Below are 11,962 nucleotides of genomic sequence, written 5' to 3'. Positions count from 1 at the left end.
TCAGGGATTTTTTAAGATAAACCCAATCCACGGTCGATGGTTTTTTTCATCGCTCGCAACGCGCTTGCGATTGTTCTGCCACACAGTCAGCGTAGAAAAAATCAGCAGATGCACCGCAATAATCGGCAAATACACCAGCGGGCGATTATCTACTAACAGCAATAGCGGCAGCGACATCATCGCCCCACCAAAACCCAAACCGGTGCGAACAAACCCGCTCCAGACAAAAATTAAACACACCAGTAGCAACTGTGTGAGCGTCAACTCATCCATTTTTTAAATTCCACAGCAATAACTATTTCAATAAAGAGCAAACCGAATAAGTGCTATCAGTAAGACTCTTCCAAACTTTTGAGCCATTCTACCAAAGGCTTGAAGCGATAGTTATTTACGTAGGTTTGTAGCTGTGCATGAAATTCGCGAAATTCAGATTCCTCGGCCAGTTCTCTCACTGCGGCGCGCACACCCAGAATATTGTGCTGCTGGGCCAATTCAATCAGCCGCTGGCGGGTGCTTAGGGAAGGGAGATGGAGTGTTGCTGGTGTATTTAGCGATGAATCAAGTTGGTGGAAATTAAAATTACCTGCATTAGCTAATACCGGCAGTTCCAGATCAAACCAAAAGCGACTGCCTTGCTCGGGGCTACTCTCTACCTGCAGCCGAGAGCCCATCAATTTGGCTAAACGTTGGCTAATAGCTAGCCCCAAGCCGGAACCTTCGGCGCGGGTAATGGGATTATCAACCTGATGAAAAGCGATAAAAATATTTTTTAATTCTGCTGCGGGAATGCCTATGCCGCTGTCGCTCACACTAAAACGCAGATGAACGGTGTTGGGGCTTTTCGCAGATAGTTTTTCTACACCAAAAACCACTTCGCCTTTATCGGTAAATTTCACCGCGTTATTAAGCAAATTGAGCAGTACCTGGCGCAGGCGTTTGTCATCAAAGGCAACCGATACCGGTAACTGCTCAGGAAAATGGTAATTGAAACCTATGGACTTTAAACGGGCGCTTACCGCTGCCATTTCTATTAGCGTTTTTAAAAAATTCTCCAGACCAACTTCGCGTGGATAAAGTTTTAAATTGGCTTCATCTACGCGCGAAAAGTCTAGAATATCGTTAATCAGTAATAGCAGATGTTCAGCACAGCGATCGATAGTGTTAATACCCTGCCCATGCCTTTCCATTAGTGCATCATTGGTTTTATAAATTTGGGTGTAACCAAGTATGGCATTAAGTGGCGTACGCAATTCGTGAGTGACATTGGCGATAAAACGGGTTTTGGCGCGGTCCGATGCTTCAATGGCTTGCTTTGCCCTATGCAGCCGATGAAACATTATCAGCATGGCAATCCAGACTGCGGCCAATAAACCCAAAGCCACGCTGGATTCTGCATAGAGTTTGGATTTCATTTCGCCGCTGAGCACTACAAAATATTTATCGCTGATGGAAATGTCGGCCACGCCCAATAATTCACCGACGTGATTAATCAGCGGCAGGGAAATCTGAAAACAGGACACGCACCGGGTATCGCCTTCACGTAAATCCAGACTAGCCGGCGCAGCATCTACCAAATCGTAATCTATTTGCAGTGCTATGCCAGTCACAATTCGCCCGCCGATGGCGGGATCTTCCACTAGAAGAATTTCTTGTAGCGCATCGTAAAATTTTTGTGCCAGTTGTTCAGCTTTACTGTGTTCCAATACCTCTACCAAAATGGCGACTTGCGATTGCGCGATAATTTTTGCCTGAGTCTCCGCAGTCGAATAAAGTCGCGGCTGCAAAGTGTTTTGCCAATAGCGACCAAGCGAAATAAAAAATGCCGCAAATAATATTAAGAACACCAAACTGATCAGCAAATGACTGCGCCAGACGCTGACTGTATTAAATGCATTTAAAAGCGACCTCGGGTGTGAATTATTCATACTGCTTGGCCACCTTGAGATAAAAACTTTTTATTTCTACACCGCTTTTATCCAGCGTGTGCATGTTAATCAACGGTTGCACTCTGGCTTCAACCGACAATCCGCCCAGTACTCCTTTTTCAACATCGCCCTCAAACGGCGAAAATAAAATAATTTTTTGCTGGATGCTGTAGCTCACCAGCTGTTCCAACTCCGCAGCGTTGAATTGTTGTGCGATAAAAATGGCGGCAGGTTTTTCTGCTGTTTGCGATTGTAGTTGTGCCAGAGAAATCGTTTTTATATTTACATTCAGCTCGCGTACTTTGGGCATGGTTTCAGTGAGCGATTGCTGATAGTCCAACGCGGCGCTGTCATTGCTGGCAAAAGCTAAATAGATTAATAGCTCATTTTTATTATTGGTTTTTTGCGCAAGTTGTTGATCTGCTGTAACCAGCGTGCGAAATAATTTCAAACCTACATAGGCGCGTTTGTCATTAAAGGTATCAGCTAAAAGACTAAGGCAAGGAACCGAACAGAGCGCAACCGCCAGTGTTATCTGGAGTATTAGCGCACGCGCAAAATGGTTCCTGACCTTGACTAACATAAGAGCACTGCAGTTGATATGACGATTAAAAGCACAGGTCTAGATCGACCTGCTGCCAATTAAAATCCGTATTCAAGTTCTGCCCACCAAGTGCGCTCGCCATTGGGTAAACCCCGTGGATACTGCGAGGGTGTGGGCACAGTGTTGTAGTGTTGATCAGCAAGATTTTTCACCCCCGCCTTCAGCTCCAGATCGCGCTGCGCAAACAGGCGATGAACACTCAGGGTGTAATCAAGCAACACATAGTCATCAAAACGATCCGTCGGCGGGGTGCGGGTTTGCAGCTCCCAGCCTTCCTGCTCGCCGACGTAGCGCAGATTGAACGCATGACTCAGCTGCTGATCGCTATTCCAGGTAACTCCCAAGTTGCCCAGCCAATCCACTGAACCCAGCAGCTTCTGGTCAACATCGAGCGGGTCCTGCGCATCCACGTAGGAAATGTTGGCAAACCAATTCCAATTGCGCCCCAGCGTTTGCTGCCACTCAAGCTCCACGCCTTGGGAATCTATCTCACCCAGGTTGTGCCACTTGGGGCGCTGGCCGGGGGTGATGCGATATTCGATCAGGTCGCTAACCTGAGATTCAAACAGCGTTGCGCGCAGGCTGTAATTGACGGCGCGATAGATATAGCTGGCTTCGGTGGAGTCCAGCTGCTCTTGCGTCAGCCTTTCGTAGACGGTGCCCTCGGCGGCGCTGGGACCCGGATTTAATACTCCAAGTGTCGGCGGTCTGAACGCTTCGGCGTATTGGACTTTGAAAATATGCCTGTCGCTGGCGCGCCATACAGCAGCCAGACGCGGCGAGGTGTGGTTGCCCCAATCGTCGTAGTCGTCATAGCGTGCGCCCAGCGTAATCTCCACTGCCGGGTGAATTTGCCATTGATCTTGCAGGGTCAGGCTAGTGAGGCCGCGCTCACCCAAATCTTTGGCTTGCACCAGACTTGGGGTGGCACCGTTAACCGGCGCCTCTATCAGCGTCATGCGCTTGTAGGCGCTATCCAGTTGGCTCTGTGAATATCCAGCTTCCATAAACACATTGTGATTAGTCAAACCTGTCCAGCGCAGATTGAGGCGGATGTGTTGATTGGAATCGCTGGTGCCATCCTGACGATAGAATTCATTGATCAGTACCGGAGCGGGGCCGGGCGGATCTATCCCTTTGGGGATAGGGAGATAAGTCGCCTCATCAACTTTGGTTTCCAGCTGCCCCAAGGCCATACCCAAGCTCAGATCCTGTTGCAGTTGCCAGTTCTTACTCAGCTCCACACTAGTGATTTTTTCCACCCGCGGCGCCAGTGCGCGCGGCATAGCGGCATTCTGGCCGTACCAGGCACCGCGCTCCATATCGGCATGCTGCACTTGCAGGCGATAGCCGTTGTAACTCAAGTCGGCCAATAGCAGCTGACCTTGCACGGCGTCCTGCACATCACCGGGGGAATAGCCCTTGCCGGACTGGGCAAAGTTATCGGGGTTGGTTTGCAGACCGCTGTTGTCTCTGTCCCAAGCGCTGGCATTGATTTGCATGCTAACGCCATTGTCGAACTCATGACTGACCATGGCATCCAGCTGACGATGATTGTGGCTGGCGGTTCGCAGGGCGACAGCGGTGTCGCGTCGGGAAATAATATTGACCACGCCGGAGAAGGCAAACTCGCCATAGAGCGCTGAACCCGGGCCGCGAATTACTTCAATGCGTTCAACCTGACTCAAGGGCAAACGCAGCGCCCAGTCGGCCGAGGCGTTAACCGGGCGATTGATCGCCACCCCGTCCACCAGAATCTTGAGATTACTCGCCTCCAGCGAGGCGCCCGCACCGCGCACTATGGCGCGCACATCACCCGCGTTTTCCAGGGTGGTGTAAAAGCCGGGCACTTGGTTTAGTGCCTCTGCCACTGTGGCGTACCCCTGACTTTTCAATTGGTCGCTGTGCAACACACTCACCATGCCGGGCACAAAATCGGCGTTCATTTTGGTTTGGGTCGCCAGATCAGTTTCTTCGTTGAGTAAATCCATCAGCGCCGCCAATTCAGGATCATCACCGGATTGCGCAAAAACATCATTAACACTCAAGGTCACGAGGCAAAGTGCCAATACCCGAAACGCGGGTAAAAATGGGGTCTTCATCAATTCAAAATCCTATAGGAGCAAGCAAAAAGGCGGGCAGGGTAACTGCAATTTATTCACAGACCAAACCCAACACCTAAACGGGCGAAGGGAATTGCCCTGAGCTAACGGCGGAAATTAACCACTTGCCCTGTCATTTGGGGCTGACTGTTGAATCTGGCCTGATTATGTTTGGAGCTCAGAGTCGCCAGACTCACACAATTGCGCCCTGCGTGTTTAGCCAGATAGAGCTGTTCGTCCGCCTGCGCGATCAATGCCTCCTTGCTCTGTTGATTTGCAGGGAGAGCAGTAGCGCCGCCCAAACTGATAGTTACAAATCCGCTTGCCGGAGAAGCGCCATGCTCCAGCGCCAATTGATAAACAGCCTTGCGCAGCCGCTCAGCAACGGTGATGACTTCAATCATATCTGTCTCCGGCAAAAGGGTGACAAACTCCTCGCCGCCATAGCGCGCCAGTAAATCGCCGGGCCGATTGAGGGCTGCCTGCAAGGCCAAAGTGACACGCTTGAGACAGTTGTCGCCCGCCACATGGCCGTAGTGGTCGTTGTAGCGTTTGAAAAAATCCACATCCATCATGATCACCGACAGCGCGGTATTGTTGCGTTGCGCGCGCATCCATTCACGCTCCAGAGTCGCATCAAACTGGCGACGATTGGCAATACCGGTAAGCGGATCAGTACCCGCGAGCTTTACCAGCTGGTCACTTTTGCGCTTGAGCGCCAAATGGCTGCGCACTCTGGCTTTCAAAATCGATACGTTAAAAGGTTTATGAATGTAGTCCACCGCGCCCAGCGCAAAGCCAAACTCCACATCGGTAGGGTCATCGCGCGCGGTCAGGAACACTACCGGTATTTCTTTAAGCTGCGGATCCTGTTTGAGCAGGCGACACATGCTGTAACCATCCATGCCCGGCATCATCACATCCAGCAAGATCAAATCCGGCAGCACATCCTTCGCCAACTTAAGCCCTTCTTCCCCCGACAGCGCCACCACCAACTCCAGACTCTCGTCATGTAGATGTTCAATCAAAATATCCAGATTAGTGGGTACATCATCCACCACCAGCACTTTGGGTTTGGCAGAGCCAGAATTCTGGAAACTATTCATAAAGTCATCCTTTGGTTATTCCGCGCGGGGAAAGATTTTGTCTATTTCACTCTTGCTTTCATTCTTGGTTTGCAAAAGCTTTGCCAAAAAATAAAACTAATAAAATCAATACATTATAAGAATCGCTTATAGAAACGAGCAAAAATCGCCGATAGAAAAGTCCGTGTTTCGCTTATAGTTGCTTATACTGCGTTTATATCGCTTATAGCTAACCCGAATGGAACACAGCCCGTGACTCACAACACCCTGATTTTGATTGTCGATGACCAGCCCCATAATCTGGATGTACTGATCGATTATTTGGGCGAGAGCTTTTTAGCAGACCAAGGCTTGGAATTGATGGTCGCCACCAGTGGCACAGAAGCACTGGAAGTTGCCCGGCAACGCCCGCCCAGTCTGGTGTTATTGGATGTGATGATGCCGGACATGGATGGCTTTGAAGTCTGCCGCCGTTTGCAGGCCGGCATAGTGACTAAAGAGGTGCCGGTGATTTTTATGAGCGCCCTGACCGATATCCAAAACAAGGTCGAGGGCTTTGCTGCCGGCGCGGTGGACTTTGTCACCAAGCCGATCCAACGCGAAGAAGTGCTGGCGCGCATCAACGCTCATCTGACTCTGGCACGTCAGCAACAGGAGCTGCTGGATAAGAATCGCCAACTGGAGCGTTTGAATAGCGAATTACAGGAGCAAATCGACCGCCGTCTGCGCGCAGAAAGCGCCTATCAACTAGCCGATCAAACCCTCTCATCGCTCACCCGTCAGGAAGCCCAAACCTGGGGTATAGATGCCTTTGTTGGCCAGACCCCAGCCATAGTCCAGTTGCTGGATGAGGTGCGCAGTCTGCAACAGGCGCCGCGCACCAATGTGCTGGTCTTGGGCGAAAGCGGCACCGGCAAAGAACTGATCGCGCGCGCCATTCACTACGGCAGCGCCAGACGCGGCAAGGCGTTTATCGCCGTCAACTGCGCGGCTATTCCCGCCGAGCTGGCCGACGCCGAATTTTTTGGCCACACCAAAGGCGCCTTTACTGGCGCCACCAGCGACCGCCACGGCTATTTTGAACAGGCCGATGGCGGCACCCTGTTTTTGGATGAAATAGGTGATATGCCCCTGCCACTGCAGGCCAAGTTATTGCGCGTATTGGAGGATGGGTTGGTGACACCGGTGGGCGGCAAATACAGCCGCAAACTGGATGTACGCGTAGTCGCGGCGACCAATGTGGATATGCGCAACCGCATTCAGCTGCAGGAATTCCGTCAGGATCTCTATTTCCGTTTGGCGAGCTATAGCATTTCACTGCCGCCGCTGCGCGAGCGCATTGGCGATGTACCTATCCTGACTGCACATTTTCTCGCGCAATTGGGTGGGCAAATGGGGCGCGACAAACCCGCCATTTCTGCCGAAGCACTGGCGCAACTGAGCCAGTATCACTACCCCGGCAATGTGCGCGAATTGAAAAACCTGATCGAATACGCCCTTATCGCCAGCCGCGGGCAGATGATCCAAACCCAGCATCTGCATTTTCTGGAACCCCTGTCTGAATCCTCGCAGAAACCCTCGCAAACAATGCCAGCCTCTGCATCAACCCCCAGTGCAATCCTCAACGAATCTGGTAGTACAGGTGCGCTCGCCAGTAGCGAATCCGAAGAACAACTTTTGCTGGATTTTGCCCGCGCACAAGGCCGGATCGATAATACCCTCGCGCAAGAACTCCTAGCCATAGACCACAGCCGCGCCTCTTATCTGCTCAAAAAATTACACAAAGAAGGGCGCCTGCATAAACAGGGTGAGAGACGCTGGGCGTTTTATACGGTGGGGGATTAAATCAATCGCACCATCAAGATACTTTTTTAGAGAGTCTGCGCGGCTCGCGGATTAATACCTGCGCCGAAATATCCAGACCTTCACTTAAGCGGCGAATCATATTGATGCTGAGTGCACGAGTACCATTAAGCACTTCCGTCACCTTGGAGGCCGAACCAATAAAGGGAATAAGATCTTTTTTGAGCAACCCCTGCTGCTCCATACGAAATTTAATCGCTTCTATAGGATCAGGATTTTCCATGGCGAAATGCTCTTGCTCGTAGCGCTCAACTAAGAGTGCCAATACCTCCAACTCATCGGCCTCTTCGCTGGCAGGAGCGAAATGTTTATCCATGAGCTCGCTGACACGCGCTAGCGCCTCGGCGTGATCCTGATCATTTTTTATGAGTTTGATGCGGTACATAGCCACCTCCTAAAACACCTGCTTGCCGTATTCTGCATGAGTGCCAATCCATTCAATCAGCGCAATGCCATGTTGGTATCTAACCTTGATCACCAAGCGATAATGATTGCCTTTGATATTAAAAATGACACGGTTATCTGCCAGAAAGTCGGCACTGGAATATCGCTCTTTTATATCCTGCGGTGTTTTCCATTGTGCTTTTAATGCTTCATCGAACCAGACATCCAGCACTTTTTTGGCATTTGCATGTTTTTGGCTAAAGCGGATTAACTTGTCCCGTCCTAAGACCTTCATTGCAATTCCTTTTGTATTTCATGTGCGGAAAGGCTTTTATACTTCCCTTTTTGGGAAGTATAAAAGGCAGTTCCCAAAAAGGGAAGTTTTTATTCCACCGTCACGCTCTTGGCCAAATTTCTTGGCTGATCCACATCCGTTCCTTTAATAATCGCCACGTAATAACTCAGCAATTGCAACGGCAAGGTGTAGAGAATTGGCGCGAGCCAAGGGTGAATGTGGGGCACATTGATTACACGCATGGTGGCATCGGATTCAAAATGTGCATCTTCATCGGCGAATACATACAAGATGCCGCCGCGCGCGCGCACTTCTTCGACGTTGGATTTTAATTTTTCCAACAAGTCATTATTCGGCGCGACTACGATGATCGGCATGTGCGCATCGATGAGTGCGAGTGGGCCGTGTTTTAATTCACCGGCAGCGTAGGCTTCTGCGTGAATATAGGAAATTTCTTTTAATTTCAGTGCGCCTTCCATTGCAATCGGATATTGATCGCCGCGGCCTAAAAAGAGTGAGTGGTGTTTATCAGCAAACTCTTCAGCGAGAGCTTCAATTTTTGGTGCAAGCGCTAAAGATTCTTCCAATTTCGCCGGCAGGTTTTTCAGCGCAGCGACCATCTCTTGTTGCTGCTCTGCAGTTAAGCCGTTGTATTTACCTACCGCTAAAACCAGCATCGCCAAACCAACCAATTGCGTAGTAAATGCTTTGGTTGACGCTACACCAATTTCTGCTCCAGCGCGCGTCATAAACGCGAGGTCAGATTCACGCACCAGCGAAGAACCTGCCACGTTACAAATGGTGAGGCTGCCGAGATAGCCCATTTCTTTTGCGAGGCGTAATGCCGCGAGTGTATCGGCAGTTTCGCCCGACTGGCTGATAGACACTAACAAGCTGTTTGGCTGCACAAAGGATTTGCGATAGCGGAATTCACTCGCGATTTCTACATTGCACGAAATGCCGCCGAGCGATTCAATCCAATAGCGTGCGACCATCGCCGAGTGATAGCTGGTGCCGCAGGCAACGATTTGAATGTGTTTCACTTGTTTAAATAATTCAGCGGCGCCGTTGCCAAAAGTTTCATCCAATACCGATTCACTGCTCAAACGGCCTTCGAGTGTATTCATCACCGCGTTAGGCTGCTCGTAAATTTCCTTAAGCATAAAGTGGCGGAATTTGCCTTTGTCACCCGCGTCATAACTCGCAGTGGATTCATGTATCTGGCGTTCAACTTTGTTGCCATCTTTATCAAAAATGGTGATGTGAAACCGCGTAATGCTCGCAACATCGCCTTCCTCCAAAAAGATAAAGCGACGGGTCACCGGCAAAAGTGCAAGCTGGTCAGATGCAATAAAATTTTCGCCAATGCCCAAACCAATCACCAGCGGCGAACCTGAACGCGCAACCACTAAATGCGATGGATCATTTTTATCCATCAATACAGTGCCGTAGGCGCCGTGCAATTGTTTTACCGATTTTTGCACCGCAGCCAATAAACTTTGTGTTGTTTTTAATTCTTTTTCGACCAAGTGCGCGATCACTTCGGTGTCGGTATCGGAAGTGAATACATACCCTTCTTCTTGCAACAGACGGCGCAAACTTGCGTGATTTTCAATGATGCCATTGTGCACCACGGCGATGTGTTCTTTTGACACGTGCGGGTGCGCATTGCGTTCACTTGGCTCACCGTGAGTTGCCCAGCGGGTGTGCGCAATTCCGGTGCCGCCGGCGATAGGTTCGGCGTGAATGGCATCGGCCAATTCTTTTACTTTGCCGAGACGACGCACACGGTGTAATTCACCATTGCTCACCACCGCCACACCGGCTGAGTCGTATCCGCGATATTCAAGACGGCGCAATCCTTCCACCAGAATATCCGCTACATCGCGTTGCGCTACTGCGCCAACAATTCCACACATGATTTTTCTCCTTGAGTTAAAAACTAGTAGTAATGATTAAGTGGTAGTAACAATTTATTTCTTGTAAAAATTTTGCTTTTTTAATCTCCCTCAAAAAAATGGGGAGGAAGAGCAATCCCTCCTAACCTCTCTTTGTCAAAAGGAGGGACTAAATCCCCCTCTTTGACAAAGAGGGGTTAGGGGAGATTAGAGATTTCTCCAATAAGCACTTGCACGCCTTGTTGTTCTATTTTTTGTTTATCAGTTGCACTTATGCCTTCGTCGGTGACCAATACTTTAATCGCCGACCAAGGCAATTCGAGGTTGTGAATTTTGCGCCCGAGCTTGTCGGACTCCGCCATCACAATCACTTCGCGCGCGACTTCCGCCATGACGCGACTCAGGCTATAGAGTTCATTAAAAGTGGTTGTGCCGCGCGCGAGATCCAGACCATCGGCGCCGATAAAAAATTGGTCAAAGTTGTAGGAGCGCAGAATCTGTTCGGCGAGTTGACCTTGAAAACCTTCGGATTTCGGGTCCCAGGTGCCGCCAGTCATCAAAATAGTGGGTTCGTTTTCCAGCTCGCGCAGGGCGTTGGCAATGCTGAGGGAATTGGTCATCACCACCAGCCCCTGCTTATGGGATAACTCGGGCAAAAGGGCGGAGGTAGTAGAACTGCCGCTATCGAGGATGATGCGGTTATGGTCGCGGATCAATTCAGCAGCAGCTTTGGCGATGGCTTGCTTACGAAGCGAAACTTTTTCGACTGGATCGCTCATCAACTCTTGCGGGACGGGAACCGCGCCACCATAGCGACGCAGCAGCAAACCATTGGACTCCAGTGCCGCCAAATCCTTGCGAATGGTTACTTCCGAGGTGGAAAACTGCTCAGCAAGGGCTTCTACACTGACTTCGCCGCTTTCATTAAGCAGATCGATAATCGCCCGACGACGCTGCTGGGTGTTGCGTTTTGTCATTATTTGCTCGCAATAAGTTTCGATTTGAAAGATATTTTAGTCCTTCGAAACTTATTAGCAAGCTATTTGATCACTTCAGCGTTAGTTTTGCCTCACCAGCCAACACATTGGCCTCGGTGTGGCACTTGCCTTTACCTTGCCACTCAAGACTGGCACCGACCAATAGGGAGCGCTGGCCGGAAGTACTCTCACCTTGTGGGTTGATAAGCTTCACATCGCCCACCTTGGCAGCCAGTGCTACCGCGGCTAACTGGCTTTGCGTGAGAGTAATGTCAATTTGACCAGCACCCAACTCTGCTTTCAGACACCCACTGGTGTCACTGATGGTCAGTTCTCCCGCACTGACATTGACCTGCAATGGCTTATCCTGCGGCACGCCAATTTTTACTTTGATCTTCACATTGTTAAAGTTGCTGACACCATCAGGCAGCAGCAAAAAATCAGCCGTACTAGCGATGTTTTGCGCCCAACCCAGTTCCTTCAATAGATCCAAACACACCTCCCGCTCCTCATCCTCACAGACGGCAGTCACTTCCGCCACAAGGTTAGTGCCCGCGATACCCTCAATATCGACCTCACCCACCGGAACACTTAAGCGGATGAGTTCGGCACTGGCCACATCCTGCTGCAAGCTGATGTGGCGCTCACCCTCGGTGGCAAAAACCATCGTTGAACAGAGGAAGCTAGCCAGTAGTGCGATGCTGAAGCGAATAGGGTTGATGGTGTTGCGATTGGTCTTGTGCATAGGATTTATCCACATAAGCAGTTGAATGACACTGCTTATCTAGACGTGGATAAAACGAATTTGGATTCTGCCTTGATGAAATAA

At 50.2% G+C, this 11,962-nt stretch carries 11 protein-coding genes; 1 reads left to right on the top strand and 10 read right to left on the bottom strand.

Annotated features, from left to right (window positions below; translation table 11 throughout):
- The 5 genes from SPL68_RS02735 to SPL68_RS02715 all read right to left on the bottom strand — a co-directional run bounded on the left by SPL68_RS02735 (window position 1) and on the right by SPL68_RS02715 (window position 5,737).
- Entirely contained in the window at window positions 1-273 is a 273-nt protein-coding gene (locus tag SPL68_RS02735) for a hypothetical protein (RefSeq protein ID WP_323813530.1), read from the bottom strand.
- 56 nt (window positions 274-329) lie between these two features.
- The gene (locus SPL68_RS02730) at window positions 330-1,925 is read right to left on the bottom strand and encodes a sensor histidine kinase (protein ID WP_323813529.1); all 1,596 of its coding nucleotides are present in this window, start codon (window positions 1,923-1,925) and stop codon (window positions 330-332) included.
- Window positions 1,918-2,508, bottom strand: a complete 591-nt coding sequence (locus SPL68_RS02725) for a YfiR/HmsC family protein (RefSeq protein WP_323813528.1) — start codon at window positions 2,506-2,508, stop codon at window positions 1,918-1,920. The genes SPL68_RS02730 and SPL68_RS02725 overlap by 8 nt, the downstream gene beginning before the upstream one ends.
- A 59-nt stretch (window positions 2,509-2,567) precedes the next feature.
- Window positions 2,568-4,631: a TonB-dependent receptor plug domain-containing protein gene (locus SPL68_RS02720; RefSeq protein ID WP_323813527.1), complete on the bottom strand. Its 2,064-nt coding sequence runs from the start codon at window positions 4,629-4,631 to the stop codon at window positions 2,568-2,570.
- Between the two features lie 104 nt (window positions 4,632-4,735).
- Window positions 4,736-5,737 carry a diguanylate cyclase gene (locus tag SPL68_RS02715; protein WP_323813526.1) on the bottom strand — a complete coding sequence of 334 codons (1,002 nt, stop codon included), beginning with the start codon at window positions 5,735-5,737 and terminating at the stop codon, window positions 4,736-4,738.
- 231 nt (window positions 5,738-5,968) lie between these two features.
- Between SPL68_RS02715 and SPL68_RS02710 the strand changes: the two genes are divergently transcribed.
- A complete protein-coding gene (locus tag SPL68_RS02710; RefSeq protein ID WP_323813525.1) occupies window positions 5,969-7,561 on the top strand; it encodes a sigma-54-dependent transcriptional regulator in 1,593 nt (530 codons plus the stop codon).
- A gap of 13 nt (window positions 7,562-7,574) precedes the next feature.
- Here SPL68_RS02710 and SPL68_RS02705 read toward each other — a convergent pair whose 3' ends face one another.
- The 5 genes from SPL68_RS02705 to SPL68_RS02685 all read right to left on the bottom strand — a co-directional run bounded on the left by SPL68_RS02705 (window position 7,575) and on the right by SPL68_RS02685 (window position 11,878).
- On the bottom strand, window positions 7,575-7,964 hold the full coding sequence (locus SPL68_RS02705; RefSeq protein WP_323813524.1) for a helix-turn-helix domain-containing protein: 390 nt from the start codon (window positions 7,962-7,964) through the stop codon (window positions 7,575-7,577).
- A 9-nt stretch (window positions 7,965-7,973) separates the two neighbouring features.
- Window positions 7,974-8,258, bottom strand: coding sequence for a type II toxin-antitoxin system HigB family toxin (locus SPL68_RS02700; protein WP_323813523.1), 285 nt, complete (start codon window positions 8,256-8,258; stop codon window positions 7,974-7,976).
- Between the two features lie 89 nt (window positions 8,259-8,347).
- On the bottom strand, window positions 8,348-10,177 hold the full coding sequence (gene glmS / locus SPL68_RS02695) for a glutamine--fructose-6-phosphate transaminase (isomerizing) (RefSeq protein WP_323813522.1): 1,830 nt from the start codon (window positions 10,175-10,177) through the stop codon (window positions 8,348-8,350).
- A gap of 176 nt (window positions 10,178-10,353) precedes the next feature.
- Window positions 10,354-11,133, bottom strand: coding sequence for a DeoR/GlpR family DNA-binding transcription regulator (locus SPL68_RS02690; protein WP_323813521.1), 780 nt, complete (start codon window positions 11,131-11,133; stop codon window positions 10,354-10,356).
- A 70-nt stretch (window positions 11,134-11,203) separates the two neighbouring features.
- Entirely contained in the window at window positions 11,204-11,878 is a 675-nt protein-coding gene (locus SPL68_RS02685) for a hypothetical protein (protein ID WP_323813520.1), read from the bottom strand.
- Window positions 11,879-11,962: the final 84 nt, after the last annotated feature.

Origin of the sequence: Cellvibrio chitinivorans (genome assembly GCF_035117775.1) — a bacterium.
GTDB lineage: Bacteria > Pseudomonadota > Gammaproteobacteria > Pseudomonadales > Cellvibrionaceae > Cellvibrio > Cellvibrio chitinivorans.
This window is presented reverse-complemented; position numbering and strand designations above follow the sequence as displayed.